Annotated in this window: 15 protein-coding genes and 1 riboswitch; of the genes, 8 read left to right on the top strand and 7 right to left on the bottom strand. The window is 46.6% G+C overall.

All coding sequences use genetic code 11. The features are described from left to right. Positions 1-21: 21 nt before the first annotated feature. From GGC63_RS15975 to GGC63_RS15960, 4 genes are all read right to left on the bottom strand, one after another. Positions 22-372: a restriction endonuclease gene (locus GGC63_RS15975; protein WP_192703149.1), complete on the bottom strand. Its 351-nt coding sequence runs from the start codon at positions 370-372 to the stop codon at positions 22-24. Positions 373-583: 211 nt separating this feature from the next. Then, entirely contained in the window at positions 584-916 is a 333-nt protein-coding gene (locus tag GGC63_RS35360) for a CcdC protein domain-containing protein (RefSeq protein WP_192703148.1), read from the bottom strand. Positions 917-964: 48 nt separating this feature from the next. Beyond that, the gene (locus tag GGC63_RS15965) at positions 965-1,441 is read right to left on the bottom strand and encodes a GyrI-like domain-containing protein (RefSeq protein WP_079911345.1); all 477 of its coding nucleotides are present in this window, start codon (positions 1,439-1,441) and stop codon (positions 965-967) included. A 22-nt stretch (positions 1,442-1,463) separates the two neighbouring features. Next, positions 1,464-1,943, bottom strand: a complete 480-nt coding sequence (locus tag GGC63_RS15960) for a hypothetical protein (RefSeq protein WP_192703147.1) — start codon at positions 1,941-1,943, stop codon at positions 1,464-1,466. 150 nt (positions 1,944-2,093) lie between these two features. Here GGC63_RS15960 and GGC63_RS15955 point away from each other — a divergent pair, with 150 nt between their 5' ends. After that, on the top strand, positions 2,094-3,077 hold the full coding sequence (locus tag GGC63_RS15955; protein ID WP_225948241.1) for a helix-turn-helix transcriptional regulator: 984 nt from the start codon (positions 2,094-2,096) through the stop codon (positions 3,075-3,077). 114 nt (positions 3,078-3,191) lie between these two features. Here the strand turns inward: GGC63_RS15955 and GGC63_RS15950 are convergent, their stop codons facing one another. After that, positions 3,192-3,689: a DinB family protein gene (locus GGC63_RS15950; protein WP_192703146.1), complete on the bottom strand. Its 498-nt coding sequence runs from the start codon at positions 3,687-3,689 to the stop codon at positions 3,192-3,194. 344 nt (positions 3,690-4,033) lie between these two features. Continuing rightward, positions 4,034-4,927: a LysR family transcriptional regulator gene (locus tag GGC63_RS15945; RefSeq protein WP_192703220.1), complete on the bottom strand. Its 894-nt coding sequence runs from the start codon at positions 4,925-4,927 to the stop codon at positions 4,034-4,036. A 144-nt stretch (positions 4,928-5,071) separates the two neighbouring features. On the opposite strand from GGC63_RS15945, the gene GGC63_RS15940 reads away from it, so the two are divergent. After that, on the top strand, positions 5,072-6,082 hold the full coding sequence (locus GGC63_RS15940) for an alpha/beta fold hydrolase (RefSeq protein ID WP_192703145.1): 1,011 nt from the start codon (positions 5,072-5,074) through the stop codon (positions 6,080-6,082). Positions 6,083-6,241: 159 nt separating this feature from the next. Here the strand turns inward: GGC63_RS15940 and GGC63_RS35355 are convergent, their stop codons facing one another. Then, complete coding sequence (locus GGC63_RS35355; RefSeq protein ID WP_412973870.1) at positions 6,242-6,376, bottom strand: putative Ig domain-containing protein; 135 nt, start codon at positions 6,374-6,376, stop codon at positions 6,242-6,244. A gap of 124 nt (positions 6,377-6,500) precedes the next feature. Between GGC63_RS35355 and GGC63_RS15935 the strand changes: the two genes are divergently transcribed. From GGC63_RS15935 to GGC63_RS35130, 6 genes are all read left to right on the top strand, one after another. Continuing rightward, complete coding sequence (locus GGC63_RS15935) at positions 6,501-6,893, top strand: hypothetical protein (RefSeq protein WP_192703144.1); 393 nt, start codon at positions 6,501-6,503, stop codon at positions 6,891-6,893. Between the two features lie 328 nt (positions 6,894-7,221). Further along, complete coding sequence (locus tag GGC63_RS15930; protein WP_192703143.1) at positions 7,222-7,785, top strand: RNA polymerase sigma factor; 564 nt, start codon at positions 7,222-7,224, stop codon at positions 7,783-7,785. Further along, positions 7,775-8,734, top strand: coding sequence for a hypothetical protein (locus tag GGC63_RS15925; protein WP_192703142.1), 960 nt, complete (start codon positions 7,775-7,777; stop codon positions 8,732-8,734). Before GGC63_RS15930 ends, GGC63_RS15925 begins: the two co-directional genes overlap by 11 nt. Before the next feature lie 185 nt (positions 8,735-8,919). Next, positions 8,920-9,867, top strand: a complete 948-nt coding sequence (locus GGC63_RS15920; RefSeq protein ID WP_192703141.1) for a helix-turn-helix transcriptional regulator — start codon at positions 8,920-8,922, stop codon at positions 9,865-9,867. A 128-nt stretch (positions 9,868-9,995) separates the two neighbouring features. Continuing rightward, complete coding sequence (locus GGC63_RS15915) at positions 9,996-10,400, top strand: VOC family protein (protein ID WP_192703140.1); 405 nt, start codon at positions 9,996-9,998, stop codon at positions 10,398-10,400. A 224-nt stretch (positions 10,401-10,624) separates the two neighbouring features. Beyond that, a riboswitch (cyclic di-GMP riboswitch) is annotated at positions 10,625-10,715 on the top strand. A gap of 300 nt (positions 10,716-11,015) precedes the next feature. Further along, positions 11,016-16,946 carry an S-layer homology domain-containing protein gene (locus GGC63_RS35130; protein ID WP_192703139.1) on the top strand — a complete coding sequence of 1,977 codons (5,931 nt, stop codon included), beginning with the start codon at positions 11,016-11,018 and terminating at the stop codon, positions 16,944-16,946. Positions 16,947-17,185 lie beyond the last annotated feature (239 nt).

The raw sequence follows: 17,185 nt of genomic DNA, 5'->3' as shown, positions 1-17,185 counted from the left end.
CTTTAAGGTATCAAAAAAAAGTCATAGCAGGGTAGTGACTTTTGATTGATAAGAAAATGTTGTTAGAAGTAGAGTCATGAGTGTGCTTTTGGCAACCTTTTTATCCATCCCGGCTAAATCTTTTTGTCTTTTACACTGAATAAGAATTGTTGGTGGCCCTGCAAGATTAGTGTCGTGTGTCCAAACTCTAACATCGACACCGCCATCTGCTCTTCCAGGACCAATTTCTACGAAATAGCCTTGTCTTTCAAAAAATTCAGCTGTTAAACCTTCAAATTTTCGCCAGTGAATATTTCCTATCTTATTGAAGTTTGCTCTTAAATAATCGATATAGCGCTGATTGAAGCAGCGGATGATCGTTGGAATAGTCACTCATCCGTAAGAAAATACGAGGTTAAGGTATGGATGGCACAAGCAGGAAACCAAAAGCAGCACTGAGCCTTATACAACACCGCGCTAGATAAAAATAGTTGGATCCGCAGTCATCGTTTTGCTCCTGATTATCATTGCTTTAATCCTATTCAATTAGTGTGAAGCCTCCAGTTATTGGTGCAACAGGGCCCACGGGTTGATCTTTATGTCGTTAGTGTCGGATTAGGGATTGGGATAACTGATATGATCGGGCTGTATTCAAAATATCATGCTCATGCAAAATAAAATAATAATTGTATCTCTGTAAACGCGAACCCGTCAACTTTTTCCGAAGAAATAATCGGACGAGGATGATGCCTACAAATGCGAACATAAATCCACAGTTTTTCTTGGCATAAATAAGGTTATCTTCTCGAACCTCATAATTCGTGGTCCAAATAAGGGGGAGGGATAACACCATTCCTAGACCCAAGGCCAATTCATATGCCCAACTAGGTACAAAGAGCTCCGAACTGAAAAGGTATCTTAAAGAAAACGAACTCAAAAAGGGCCCTCCGCGTGTGTTTCGGAGTGGCCCTTTGGTCAAAGCCTACTATTTTTTAACAACAGGAACCCAAAATTCGCCGTAGAAAGTGCCGTCACCGTTTTCTTTGCGATAAGTCGCATTGGGACCGCCGATGTAAGCATAGTCAGTGATTTGTGACAAGACTTCGCCAAAAGCACGATAAGTCAACTGATCAAACAAGGTTTCCTTGTCACCGGTTCCTGCGAGCACAATGTACTCGCTCTCTGGAAACTCGATGATGCGTGTTGCGTCAGCCACCGATTTGCTGGCTTCTACCGCGAAATAATTCCACGGTCTGCCTTGATAAACCTCGTTGACTGACCATTCGCGATCATCCTTTGCGGCCGCTTTGAGCTTATCAAAACGCCCGTCAGCCTTGAGTCCTCCCCAAAACTCCGCTTTTTCCTTCTGTAAAGCCGGCGCGTCTTGGAAATTGGATTGAATTGAAAAACCATAAGCGGTCAATGTAAATGATTTCTTATGTTCAACTGTGTAATTTGCCATGGGACTGCTCCTTTGACTGAGATTAGCCTGCTACTTTTTTTTCACGAAGCCACATTTCGCCGTAGAATGTACCGTCTTCAGCTGCTTTGACGAATGTTGAGTTACCAGGACCAACGTATTTGTAGTCTGTGATTTCTTGCAGGAGGCCACCGAAAACCTTGCCTGTTATTTCCTCAGCAAGGCGGTCTTTGTCAGCGCCTGTGCCAGGCACCACGAGGTAGTCCCCAGCGAGGAAGTCAAGGACGACCGCGCCTTCCACGTCGTATGCACCCATCACGCCGAAGCCGCGCCAAGCCTTGCCGTCGATGACGTAGTTGATTTGATATTCTTGCCCGTCAGCGAGCGCGAGAAGTTTGGCAAGCTTGCCGTTTTCAGTAACTTCAGCTTTTTTCGCTGCAGTTTTTGCTGCATTGCCTGCCCAGTCGTTGTAGTCTTCAAGTAAAACACCGAAAGCAGTCATTTTGTAGTTTTCTGAAATGGTTTGGATGGAGTAGTTAGACATTTTAATCTCTCCTTAGCGAATTTGTTTTTACAAGATTGATACTATTCTCTAAATGTATCAAAAAACGATACCTTTTATCGAATATCAAAAAGTATTGCAAAAACAAAATCAAAATCAGTACTAGTGCTACATTTCTGATACAATAAAATCATGAAAAAGACAGAACGAGTGAACCTGATCATGCGCTTCATCAATAACCGCGCGCATTTTACGATTGCAGAGATTCAGCGGGAGTTCAAGATTTCTCGCGCGACGGCGATCCGCGACATTAACGAGATTCAGGCGATGGGTTTTCCATTGACGACCGAGCTTGGGCGCGGGGGCGGCTACAATGTCCTGCAAAATCAGTATCTGTCCGCCGTCCGTTTCACGCCAGAAGAGCTGAAAGCGATATTTATCAGTTTTATCGCCTCAAAAAATTCGCAGCTGCCTTATTTGCAAAATCGCCGCTCCATCACTGAAAAACTCATCGGCATCGCGTCGCAAACCCAGCACGACGAGCTGATCGAGCTGAATAATATCTTGCTTTTTGAAAATACAAATCCTGCTAATCCGAATCTTTTGGAGCTCGATGATGCGGCGCCTGCGGAATTGAACCAGCTGATTTCGCTAGCCGTGCGGGATAAGCACTTGCGCTTGACGTATGAGCCGAGTCCTGGCTGGCCGCAGTTGATGGACGTTTTTTTGATTCATATTTTTAACTCAAACGCTCGTTGGCTGGTCGAGGTTTATGATCTTGATACCGATGAGTTTCGTTATTTGCCTGTTGAGATGCTGCGGGATTCGGTCATTTCCGAGCAGAAGATGAGGCGGTCTGAGCAAGAGATTTTAAGCAAAAAACGGCTTGGCGCACGTGAGTCCAATCTGATTGTCAAGCTTGATACGACTGGGATTCAGCGCTTTAAGCGCTTGCATCCGCCGGGAATTATTTTGTCCTTTACAGGGATGTTCCAGTCGAGTGGGATTTTCAATGCTCAACTGGATGTGGCCGATGTTGAGACGCTGGAGTATTATGCGGATTGGCTTTTGTTTTTGGGGAAAGGGGTCGAGTTTGAACGGATTCCTGATGAGCTGCGCTTGATTTTGGAAGAGCGGTTAAGGGGAAGTTCTGACACTTTAACAAAAACACGTTAAACCAATAACCGGGCTGCAACGTTCGCGAGCCCGGGTTGGCTTGGTGCCGCAGCAACCTCAAAAATAGAAGGTGCGCGTTTTTGCCAAGAAAGTAAAGAGCGCGCCTTTGTATGCTTAAACCGGGGCTTCCATCCCCATACTGATCCACTCTTCCTTGGAGGGACCGTAGATTCCGATGACAGGAAGTCCCGCCTGGCGCATCAAGATGGTTAGCTGTCCGCGATGGTGAATTTCGTGCTTGAGGAAAATCCCTAACGTAAAACCGTTCTTCCATTGTTGTCCGAACATAGTAACGGATTCTTGCAGCTTCTCGTCCGTCCACTGGGATTGTACCGCCTCTATTAGGGCAGCGGAGGTGGAGCTATACGCTTTAGCAATCTCCGCTGCGGAATCAGGAGCCTCGCTATGCTCGGGCGGCGCTTCGAATCTAAGGCCGGTTGATGTCAGAATCCCACCTTTAGGCACTAAGTGCCACGCCAAAGTTCCAAGCGTACGGAAGCCTGGGGCAATCTCTTGCTTCAATGACGCGTCTGTCAAGGAACTGAGGGTTTTTTGCGTATATTCGGACTCATTCTGGTATTCGGTAATAAAGCCTAGAATGGATTGATACATCGGGGAAAACCTCCTTATTTAGCGATTAGCGAGTTATTCGAACTCATTTACAATACCGATTATAAGGAGCCCCGACTGACAACTGTGTGTCAGCAAAATTTTAATCAAACAAAAAAGATGACATAGCATAAACTAGTTCTTATTGAGCTAAGGGTGTGGAGAACCGTATCATAAGTAGGGCGAAATTTTGAGCTGCCAATCCTTACGGGCTTGGAATTCTCGTCGACCGATCTTGGACGCGTTCTCAGCTTGGCTAGAAGCTCTATTCCAAATAAGCATCGTTCAGCTCCGTTACATCCAAGACGGGGTTATTCGGTCGTTCTCTAACAGTTGCGGTTCGGGGGTCAAATAGCCCGCTGGAGAATCCCCCTTGCTGCTTCTATGAAAGATAACATGATTGGCGAAAGCCACTTGTCTTTATGCCATAACATCTGTGTAAACACGTGCAAGTCCGGAATTTGCCATGGAAGGGCAACAAGTTCGCCCCGTTCAACTTCGGCTTCCACTGTTATTTCAGGTAGGAAGGCAATACCGATTCCAGAAATTGCACATTGTTTAATGGCTTCGGCGCTTTGAAACTCCAAATACGTAATCCCATCAACGCCCTCTTTCTCAAATGATCGGTCAAACATGGTTCGATAGGGACAGCCCTTTTCATTCGTCAGGAACACTTCTCCGTTGAAATCTTCCGGCTGTAGCACCGTTCGTTTCACGAGTGGATGGTCTGGAGCGGCGAAAAGGCGAAAACTTTCTTCCAGCAACGGTTCCACTGCAAGTCCGCCTGAGCGAATGGGTTCGTCCAACATAAAGACGACATCCGCGGTTCCCTCAAAGAGCGTTTGCTTGAGATGCTGATTTGGAACGGAGCGGAAGATCAGACGAACTCCCGGATGCTGCGAACGAAATCGTTGAAAGACAGCTGGAAGCCGATAGGCGCAAATAACCTCGTTGGCACTTATCGTAAGGGTACCGGTTAGATTTTCATTGTCATGAACGACGCTGCGAGCTTCATCCAATTTGTTTAGAACGCCTTGGATATGAGTTAAAAAGCGTTTACCCTCTGTTGTGAGAACGAGCTGCTTGCCCAAGCGGTCAAAGAGACGAACACCTAGCTCATCCTCCAATGCTTTTATTTGCATCGTGACGTTGGAGGGGACGTAGTTCAGCACTTCCGCAGCCCGACTGAAATTTAAAGTTGATGCAACCATACAGAACATATTCAGTTGACGCAATTCCATCATACGACCCCCTTTTTACTTTCAAAATTATTGAATATTACTTTGAAATATATTCACTTTTATTGAGAGTATCACAGGTCTATACTAACAACAAGAAATACATTCTCAATGGATGATTTCATTTTTGAAGGGAGAGACAATACGATGGATTATGAGATTTTTGATTTGGGTGATGTAACCTTGCAATCGGGAGTGACGTTGCCGAGCGCTTTTCTTGCTTATAAGACTTATGGAAGATTGAATGAAAAGAAAGATAATGTCATCGTCTATCCGACTGCTTTTGGCGACCAGCATGTTCAGAATGAATGGCTGATTGGAAACGGCATGGCACTGGATCCGCAGAAATATTTCATTATCGTTCCAAACTTGCTGGGCAATGGGTTATCTTCCTCTCCCAGTAATACGCCTCCTCCATTCGACCGGGCTAATTTTCCGCAGGTAACCATCTATGACAACGTTAAATTCCAGTATCGGCTGGTGACCGAAAAATTCGGCATTCAAAAGATCGCTCTCGTCGTTGGATGGTCAATGGGAGGCATTCAATCATTCCAATGGGGGGCTAGTTATCCAGACATGGTGGAACGAATTGCACCTTTCGCCGGGGTCGCCAAGACTTGGCCGCAAACGTATGTGGTCCTGGAGGGTATGAAAGCTTCGCTCATGGCTGCTGTCCACTTCGATTCAAGCAAACTAAACCAGTTGACTTCCGCTGATATGCGCGCGGTTGGCCGTGTCTATGCGGGATGGGGCGTATCGCAGGCGTTTTACAGAGAGGAGCTTTATCGTGAGCTGGGATTTGACTCATTGACAGATTTTATGGCTGGCGTCTGGGAAAAAAGCTTTATGAAGATGGATCCGCACAATGTCCTAGCCATGTTATGCACAGGCCAAAATGCAGATATTAGTGCAAACCCCTTATATAACGGAGATTTCGAAAAGGCGCTCAAAAGCATTAAAGCGCTAGCTTGCGTCATGCCAGGGAGCACAGATCTCTTCTGCCCGGCGGACGATAACGAATACGAGGCTAAGCTAATGCCTAACGCTATGTATAATCCTATAGAGTCGATATGGGGCCATTTTGCCGGTCGCGGTATCAACCGTGCCGATAATAAATTTATTGATGACAATCTAAAACGCTTGTTGGCTACGAGATGAGTGTTGATAGTTAAGATTAAAACGAAGGAGCGTGCCGCGGCAGGCTTCTTTTGCATTTTTCGCCGATGGACCCGTTAAGATGAACCGTATAACAAGTAGCGGTAAGTTTAGCAAAAAGCCATTTTTTTACAGACCATGTTCTGTAGGGAGATAACCTTATTATGGAACGATCACGACCGAGAAAGTCTGCTTGGCGGCAGTCCCCAGGTTAACTGTTACCTGAACGGAGAAGGAGTAATTCCCCGCAACAGACGGCGTACCCGAGAATGCGCCTTTGGACGTGACAGGCTTCACAAAGTCCGATGACTGGAGGAGTTTAACAGATGCTGGCGAACAGGATGAGTAGTGCTACTCCAGACATTCGGCAACGGTCTGCTGCTTGCGAACGTCCATACTTGCAGAAGGGGTGATTTGAAATATGCTGGTTTATTGGGTCGTTCTGCTGCTTTTTACCGCTTTAGGGCTAGGTATACCGTTCATTTTGATCTGGAAGCTTGTCATCGAAGAGGCGCGGCTTGCTCTTTATCAGAAGAAAGTCGGCCATAAGCCCGGCAAAAAACGTAAAGAACGGAAAATGAAGTTTAGCGATATAGCGTTCGGGGTCGTGCTGACGATGGCATTATTCGCATTTTCCGCTTTTGCTTTATGGATAGTCTTCCCTTATTGGCAGGATGTGCCGCGGGCTGTAACCGGACATTACGCGGTTGCTCAAGGCCGGCTAGACAGCAGTGAAAAGGTACACAAGGCCGGGAGCAGAACCTGGGTTATTCTTATTCGATTTCTGTCGACGGCGTTCATTACAGTTCCATAAATTCCGGTGATCCCTTCATCGGAGATACGGTGACCATCCGATTCCTGCCTCATACGAAGGTCATTCTGAACATGGAATCCAGTAGATAAAAAGCAGTGACCTCTCCCAATACGTTGAGATCGCTGCCCGAACCTATCGAAGCATGTGGTATATGTTACGTCAACATAATAAACCCATGAACGAACGAGTTACAGGTAACAGGTAAACGGACGCGTTGACGTTTAATTGGATAACAATTTTAATTTTATTGCCTTGGAAATGCAACGCATTCTGAGAAATTTCTACTAATAGATCAGAGGGGTTAAGATTAAAAAGAGGAGAAGGCCGGATGGAGGATCAAGAAATAGTCCACTTATTCTTACAACGTTCACAACGTGCCATTTTAGAGACTAAGAATAAATACGGGATGTACTGCAGAGTGATTGCAAGGAACATACTTTCCAATTATTCCGATATTGAAGAGTGTGAGAACGATACCTATCTAGCAGCTTGGGATGCAATACCGCCTCATCTGCCCAGGAAGCTCCCTGTATTTCTAGGGAGGCTTACACGCAATATCGCCTTGGATAAACATGGTTATAATACAGCGAAAAAGCGTAATCGTGAGTTTGAAGTCATGCTAACCGAATTGGAGGGATGTTTGGCTTCCCCCCGTACTGTAGAGAAAGAGTATGAAGCGGGTGAATTGGCAAATTTGATAAGTCAATTTTTATATGACACAGAAGTACGTGCAAGAAATATATTTATTCGGAGGTATTGGTACTCCGATTCCATCGAGGACCTTGCCATGAGGTTTAATATGAGCAGTAGTAAAGTGAAGTCTATATTATTTAGAACAAGAAAAAAACTGAGAGCTTATCTGGACAAAGAGGGGGTTACCTGTGAAAAGTGAAGAGTTGTTTAGGGAGATCGGATTCATTGATGAGCATTTAATTGAGGCGGCGGGGAACTGTGAAAAAGTGAAAGGAAAAAGAGGAATTTCGAAAAAATGGATTGCCGCCTTGGTTGCATGTCTTATTTTATTTAGTTCTACCTCGACGGCTTTATTAGCCATGGAATATTATAAACATCAAAATAAAGAGATGTACATTCGATATTTAGCGGCAGAAGACATAAAGTTAGAGCCTTCTGAGGAGTTCGATGCAGAAAAATTTTTACGAGCCCTAAAAAGCGATAATGACGAGCATGTCTATATTGCCATTAACAGGTTAGTAGAATGCTTTAATGATCTAAAATTAAGAATGAAAGCGTTAAACGAGCTGAAGCCGTTTGTAGCAAATGATAATAAAAAAATTGCTGATGCGGCTGCTTTCACCATCGATGTTCTTTCGAAAAGTTATCAAAGCCCCAATATATATAAATTGGCAGACGGCAGTATGGTATTTACGTTGTTTAACCATTACTCGGATTATGGGAGCCAAAATGTATTATGGAGAATAAAAGACAACGAGCTTAAAGCGTATCGAAGTTTTTCAGAACCATCCATGTATATTAAAGAACTTATCCCTTCACCGGATCGAAAGCTGGTCGCTGTAGTCACCTGTTCGAATAAAAGTGAATTCATCGAAATTCTAAATGTTGAAGAAGGTAGAGTCAGCCCGGAATTAATTGAATCGGCAAGAGTCAAATTTGGCGCACAAAACCGTTTAGATACATGGATCCGTTCTGATCATGAGAATTATAGTTTTGCAAATAATATAGAGTGGAAGGACAACGATACGTTGGAGTTTGAGGGTTCTCTTGCCTATCAAGATACGGAGATTGTCAAGAATGTTATGGTAGCCTACGAATTCAGTAAAAAGGATATTGAAGTGACTGAGCTTAACCAATTTAAAAGATGATTGTAAGCCTGGGCTTTATGCATCTTCCGCACAAGATTGACGAGATTATCGGCGCTTTTATGGTGGGGATAACGAGAACAGTTATGCGCCGTCGCCGATTTTCGCCGATAGACCCGCTAAGCTGAGCCGTTCGCAAGTATCGGCAGGGTTCTGTTGTACAGTATTACATTTCAAGGGGGCAGTCAATGAACAAAACAGATCGTTTGTTGGCCATCGTGCTGGAGCTGCAAGGCAGGCAAGTGGTGCGTGCCGAAGATTTGGCGGCACTATTTGAAACCAGCGTGAGGACCATCTATCGCGACATGCAGGCGCTCAGCGAAGCAGGCGTGCCGATTACAGGCACTACAGGCACAGGGTACTCCTTAATGGAGGGATATTTTCTACCTCCGATCCGTTTTACAATAGAGGAAGCCGTGACCTTGCTTATAGGAACAGATTTTATCGAGCAACGATTTGATGATGATTATCGTGATAAAGCTAAGGCTGCTAGGAGGAAAATCGAGGTTACTCTATCAGACAGTGTCCGCAGTGAGACCTCCCGTATACGCAAGTCACTGCGATTGCTCGCTCCCGGCAAACAGGCTGTTCTGTCAAACGAAAGGGAAAATCTCGATAAGATCCGCCGAGCTCTACTAGATGGGCGAAAGATCCGATTTCATTATTCGAAAAAAATTACGGATTCTACGGAAAGCCGACATAGCGAACGTACCGTCGCTCCCTATGGCCTTGTACTCGTTGAAGGGTCCTGGATGCTTGTGGCTCGGTGTGATCTGCGCCAAGACATCCGCCATTTCCGGTTGTCCCGAATGGCTGAACTTATCGAACTGGACGAACGATTCGAACTGCCGGCGCATTTTGACTTAAGGGAGTATACTCCTTTAGATGATCGCCACTTGCGAGTCTGCCTTCGATTTGACCATGACATCGCAGATAAGGTGAAGGAATCGAACTATCATTTCATAGAGGATATGAAAGAGCATCAAGATGGATTGGATGTGGTCTTACGCGTTCGTCAGCTGGATGAATTGCTGCAATGGGTGCTTGGCTGGGGAGCGGGCGTAATAGTGTTGGAACCCGAATCTTTCCGAAATCGGATTTGTGAGGAAGCCCAAAAAATTCTAAAACGCTACTGACATAACGTTGTCAGTAGCGTTTTTTTATAATGGGACATGTAAATGTAAAGGAGATAAGTAAGTAAAAAGTATGCTTTGCAGCGGCTGTGGGACACAGCCAAGCCTATTATTAGGAAGGATGATATGTTATGAATTTCGCTTCTGTACGCATCATTACTGACGACGTGGATCGTCTCGTCGAGTTCTATGAAAAAGTCATGGGGGTTTCGGCGGAGCGCCTCGCGCCCGTATTTGCCGAATTCGTTGTGCCATCATGCACCCTTGCAATCGGCCACTCCCAGACGACGCAGCTATTCGGCCCCGGTTCCGTAGTGGGGGCCAACAATCGCACGGTCATTATTGAGTTCCGCGTCGACGATGTCGAGGCCGAGTATGTGCGCTTGAAGCCATTTGTCGATAATTGGGTACAGGAACCGACCACGATGCCGTGGGGGAACCGGTCTATGCTGTTCCGCGATCCCGACGGCAATCTTCTTAACCTCTTCGAGCCGGTGACGGAGGATGCGATTAAACGGTTTAGAGGTAGACATTGACGGGCAGTTAAGGATGGCCTTCAAACTTGCCGTTACAGACAGTACGGAGAACCGTATCATAAGTAAGCACAAAATGGGGTTTTGAGAAGCATCAAAGAATAACTCAATGTCTTTGATGCTTCTTTGTTTTGTCATCAGTTAGAACGAGGGGGATTTTTTCGACAAATTTCGACTTGTTCAGATATTGTTCAGTTCTGACATGTAGAATTATGTAATGCCAATACAACTGAAAAAGGCAAACCTGACCGAAAGGCAGGGACGCAAAGCCGCGGGCCTTCCCCAAAGTAAGTTTGGGATGGTAGCTGGGTTGCCAACTGATTGGCTTTTTTTGTGTGTCCATAGATTTCAGAGGAAGGGACCCTGCAAAACGATAGTTGAGTGGGAGTGGTTTGGTTCGCGCAGAACCTGGTTGCAGGAAGAGTTTAATTTAAAGATAAGGAGACTGGACAATGCAACCAACTTGCTCCGGAGAACTGGGGGTTTATGCCCAAATTTTTATGACTCAGTTCTCAAAAACCCGAAATCATCTAAACAAATTTTTAGTTGGGCGATAAAATTTGTAACACTTTGCGCTGACCTTGGACGCAAATTTAAACAAGAGGAGGTTTGATAAGCGTGTCCGCAAGATTTGAAATCGTCAAACGAAAATGGAAGAAAGGCATGAACTTAACGTTCAGCGCGGCATTGCTGTTCGGAAGCATTGCCGGTGTTGTGCCACAGAAAGCGGCTGCAGCACCGACTGTGATGACTGGGCCAGGCGGAGTTGCAGACGGCCTGACTTCTTGGGTCAATTTGAGTGTGGCAGACAGTGTGTACGCTACTGCTTCTAACCCGATTGCTCCCACTATCGCTAGTGCAATTCATCACGTGAATGATCTGGCAGGGGGAAGAAATTGGCAAAATGCCTCGACTGCCCAGTACAAACCCGATGCGATTAACTATAACCCGGGCTTGACAAAGGGCCCGACCAATGGCTTTCTTTCCCTTAATAAGTTTAATGAAAACGATCTATCCAGAGAAGTTTTCTCCGTGCAAAGCAATGCCGCTAATAATGCGGGGTTCCCGTGGGAACTTGGTGGCGACTTTCCAAATAGTATTCCTGGCGAAAAGGCGAAATACACCAAGGAGACGATTTCCTCATATTTTGGCACCGACGTCGCTACTCGGCAAAGCCGTCCATTGGATACCAACCAGCAGAATTCGACGAATACGCATGTGATGCACGTATCGAACCTATTTAACAGCAGTGAGAACAAGCATGTGTGGGATCTTTCTCTGGATGGAAAGCGCATTGGAGAGCCGGCCGTCATAACTCCTTACTCGCCTTCTAAATTCAATTCGCAAGAGGGTAGTACAATAAGTTATTATTTCGGTGCTGGTCATAGTTCGGTTTTAAACGGAGCGACTTCCGAGCTTATTGTATACAATCGCCCGCTAGAACCTGAAGAGAGAAAACAGGTCAATAGCTACCTTGGAATTAAATACGGTTTGACAATCAAGAAGCCAGATGGTACTGGCATCGAGGAATACATCGATAGCAATAAAGGAACGTTCTGGAATCCAGGGACTGTCACAGATGCTACTTACCGGATTACCGGACTGGGTCGCGACGACGCAAGCGCGCTGAAACAAAAGCAATCCGTTTCCCAGGAAGACGGTGCGCTGGTAACGATTGCGCTCGGGGATAAGATTGATGCTTCTAATGCGGCGATCACCGGTTTCGACATAAATAACGATCGATCGTTCCTTATGTTCGGCGACAATAATAAAAGCACAGACTTTACTGAGGATGTTGCCGACTCGGGTGCTCCTACAGGGCTAAAGAGCATGTCGCGTCAGTTCACCGTTCAAAAAACGAATAACTGGGCGGATGCCGGGATTACGTTGTCATTAGACCAGTCAGTTATACAATCGAGATATACTTATTATCTGTTGGTCAATGGCAAGTTTGATAAGAATTTGCGGCTAACTGACGGTAAAGTTCAGCTGAATACTAATAAATTTGGAAATGTTGCTACGTTTACCTTCGCAAGGGAGAAACAAATGGTTCCAGCCGGATTAGATACCGGTCTAATCTCGTGGTTTGAGCTGACGAAAGGTTGGGAAGCAGCAGGAAGCCCAATATCACCTGATGGTAAGTATATTAACAAAATTCAGGATCTGGCCGATCCTTCGAGAGAATGGAATCCTTATGTTTCGACAGCTAGTAGTGGACAATTACTTTCCAATTTGGGGAAAAAAATGATTAACTATCATGATGTAACTGTCCCCCAAACCGGATCAAGAGTCATGTTCGATACCAATTTACCGTTCTCTAGTCTTCCTGCATCTAACCAGAGGGAAGTTTACTCTGTACAAATCGCAGGAACCCGAGGATTCCCATGGGAGCTTGGGGGTGCTAGGTCGGGGCTCACGAAATATATCAAAACAGACATTACTGCAGATTTCGGTACTACTGCTACAAAAACAATAACACCAACTAAGGATATAACTAGACCTCATTTATTGAATGTTTGGAGCGGCATAGGCGATTGGAGCCTCTCTATCAATGGTTACCAAGAGAAAACAGACTCAACAAACACAACGCAATGGAATACAGTAACTTCATATTATCACTATATCGGCGGCGCTCATAATCAACCCATGAACGACGGTCATGTTGCAGAGGTGCTGGTTTTTGACAATAAGCTTGGCGATACTGACCGGCAAAAAGTGAGCAGCTACTTTGCGTTAAAATATGGACTCACACTGACCGGCGCGAATGGCGATCCAATTAGTTATTTAGCCAGCGACGGCTCCACAACTATGTGGACAGCTGCAAACAACGCCGGTTATGGTTACCGGATTACCGGAATAGGTAAAGATGGAGCCTTGGACCAAAGAATGTCCCGGTCGGAAGAAGACGGGGCTATGGTAGCGGTGGCCATAGGTAATGGCGACAGCGATAGTGATGGCGATGGCGACCACTTTGAATCAACGAACGAAGATAATCCGACTGTTATAGATGTCGAGAAATCGTTCTTTACGTTCAGTGATAATAATGCGGTAACAAATTACACGCTTAAAACCAATCATGCGCCTGGAACGACGGATCATTATTTGAAAAGAATGGAACGTGTGTTTAAGGTTGAAGCCAGTCCGAACTGGAAAAATAACACCGAACAGAACGTAACTTTCAAATTACTTTCGAATGATGCCGCAGCGCCTATCGATACTTACTACTTGCTTACAAGTGAAGACGGAGTGAATTTCAATGAACCTGTCGAAGCAAACAAATTAAGCGGCAGTTATGAAGTCAAGATCAATAGCAATGATGTAAAATACTTTACTTTTGCCAGAACATATAGGGATGAATTGCAAACAGTGGTTGACGGTTCCCCTGCTTATGTAGAAGAGAAGTACACAACAGAAAGCTGGGCCGCTTACCAAACGGCGTTATCGAATGCCAGTGCTGTTCTGGTAGACGGTACGGCTACACAGAAGCAAATTGATCAGGCAAAAGATGCATTGACAGCAGCAATGAATGGCCTAGTATTACAAGTTCCGAAGCTGGAGTCGGCAAGTATTGACGCTGCTTCGAAAACAATCACACTTAAGTTTGATTATCCGGTGAAATTGACGGCAGCAGATGTAAAAGACGGGTTTACTGTTACCGTGAAAGGCCAGCAAATCCCGATTGAATCCATCCTCGTCGATACAACGAACGCCAAAATCGTAACCATTAAGTTACCGGACGGTTACGATGTGGACAGCAGCCAGATTGTGGCGGTTGGGTACGATAAAACGAATGAAAACTTAAAAGGTACCAACGATAATGTAGTTGATAACTTTTCGCGGAATGCGGAAGATCCGTTTTTCGCCACCCTAACCATAACCGAGCCAAGCGGCAATACCGTAACTATCCCTAGGCCGGAGATCAAAGGAACATCCGAACCGGGGTCAACGGTCACGGCCGTCGTTTACGACCATGGTGGCCATATCGTAGCAACCCCAACTGTTACTGTGAATGGGGACGGTACGTGGAGCTTTGCGCCGGAAACCAACCTGCCTGACGGCGATTATACGTTTGAGGTTACGGCCGTGAAAAACGGCAAGACCACAAAGAAAAGCAAAGCATTGACTGTGGCTGTTCCAGACGCAGCCCTGATTACCACTAAACCAGGCGGCTCAACCGTTACCGAGTCCAAGCCTGAATTTGCAGGAACAACCGAACCGGGTTCAACGGTTACGGCCGTCGTTTACGATCACGCTGGTCATATCGTAGCAACTCCAATTGTTACTGTGAATGGGGATGGTACGTGGAGCTTCACTCCGTCCGTTGATCTTGCCCCAGGCGAGTACAAGGTCGAAGTGACGGCGACGAAAAATGGCAAGATGGTGACCAAGACGAAGACCTTTACGGTCGCTGTCGTCGACAAAACGGCATTGCAAGCGAAAGTAAACGAGGTTAAGAGCGAGAACCTGAAGGAGAACGCCTATACGCCGGAAAGCTGGCAGGCGCTGCAGGATACGCTGAAGAAAGCCGAGAAGGTATTGAACAATCCGAATGCAACGCAAGCTGAGGTCAATGCAGCGCTGGCTGCACTGAACGATGCGCGAAATCATTTGGTTTCGGTGAATGGTGAGCCTGGACTCGGTTCGCTCCAAGTGGGTGATGCGAACGGCAATCCGTTCGCACTGACCCCTGCATTCGACGGCCGTCAGTTGAACTATAAGGCCGTCGTATCGAACGAAGTGACTACAATCGGTATCGACCCGCAAGCGCTGCAGCCGGGCAGTAAAGTCGCCGTTACCTTGAACGGTAACCCGGTCAGTGCTTCGGACTGGAACAACCTTCCGCTCAAGGAAGGCTTGAATACCATTCAGGTGCAAGTGACCGGTCCGGACGGCAAGCAAACGACTTATACACTGGAAATCACCCGGACCACGAACAAGCTGGTCTCGCTTACTCCGTCCACCGGAAGCTTGAACCCGGCTTTCGAGTCGGACAAGGAAGCTTACACGATGACCGTGTCCGGCGGTGTATACCAGCTGCAATGGACGCCTGTAGCGCTCGATCCGGGTGCTAAGATCGAAATTGCCGTTAACGGAGGCACCTACAGCGAAGTGGGCAGCGGAGCGACAAGCGCAGCACTTCCGCTCAACGTTGGTATGAATACGGTAACGGTGAAAGTGACCGACCGGGATGGCCGTATCAAGGAATATACGGTTTCCGTCCTTAGAGCATCCACTTCCGGAAGTAACCGGCCAAGCGGTGGAGGCGGAGGCGGCAGTGCTTCTAATTCCGGCGACATCGTTACAACGGTGAACGATAACCAAACCTCCTTCGCAACACAAACGACAGAGAAAGTCGGAGACCGGAACGTTACTACCGTGAAGATCGATGGCGATAAGCTCAACGGCATCTTGTCCCAAGGGGGCGCGCAGCATCTGGCGATTCGCGTACCGGGTGACGGTGATGTACAGGTACAAGGCTTAACGGCATCCATGGTCAAGCAGCTGAAGGATACCGGCTCGAGCCTGGAAATCGGGAACTTGCTGGCTATCTATCCGGTGCCTAGCAGCCAGCTGGACCTTAGCGCGATCGCGAAACAATTCGGCGATGCGGCACTTGGCGATATTGCCGTGAATGTTAACATTCGGCTTTCGGAGCAAGCTTTGATTGACAACGCTCGCAGCCGTGCAGTGAATGGCGACTATGAGCTGCTGGTGAATCCGGTAAGTCTCGACTTGGCCTTCTCCCGCTCAGGACAGACTATTCGTTCGGAGCAATTGGACGGGTATGCGCCGAGATATATTGCACTTCCTGAAGGCATCGATCCGAACCGGATTACGACCGGGGTGATTGTGAACTCGGATGGAACGGTGAATCATGTACCGACTGTCGTTACGAAGATCAGCAACCGATATTTTGCTAAGATTCAGGATTTGCGCAGCCACGGAAATTACTCCGTCATTTGGAATCCGCAGGACTTCACTGATGTGAAGAGCCATTGGGCTCATAAGACGGTTAATAATGTAGCTGCAAGACTCATTCTTGCCGGAACGGGGAACAATGATTTCTCGCCGGACCGCAACATCAACCGTTCGGAATTTGCGGTAATGGCCGCAACGGGCATGGGGTTAATGGGCCAGAAGACCGCACAGAACACATTCCATGACGTTACTTCCACTGCCTGGTATCACAACGGCGTATCCGTTGCCAGCGAATTCGGCATCGTGGAAGGCTATGAAGACGGTATGTTCCGCGGCGACCAGCAGATTACCCGTGAGCAAGGGATTGCCATGATCGCTCGGGCCTACAATCTGGTTAGACCGCAGGATGCGTCTTTAAGCCAAGCGGATATCGCAGCGGCGCTTTCGGTATACGGCGATGCGGCGAATCTGTCCGATTGGGCGCGCGAGACGGTGGCACGGATGATTCGTGCCGGTGTTGTCGAAGGCAGCGCAGGTCAATTGCTGAAGCCGCAAGAGAGCATGACGCGGGCGGAAGCGGCAGCGCTGATTGAAAGAATGCTTAAGACGACTGATTTAATCGATAAATAAACAGTTATACTAAACAACCATTGCCGGCTTTCATGTTGGCGATGGTTGTTTTTATTTCACTGTAAAGGGCTGTGTGGTGAGCATGGGTAGTCATTCCAATCTACATACAGGAAATCTAGAACAACTTGGATGAAGAATAAAAGAAAGCTGGGACTGTCTGAGAAGCTTCAATTGCTTGCCCTGTAACAGTTATTGACAAACAGAGGAGGATAGATATAATATAACGTTGTTATATAAAT

The organism is Paenibacillus sp. OAS669 (genome assembly GCF_014873645.1).
GTDB lineage: Bacteria > Bacillota > Bacilli > Paenibacillales > NBRC-103111 > Paenibacillus_S > Paenibacillus_S vulneris.
This window is presented reverse-complemented; position numbering and strand designations above follow the sequence as displayed.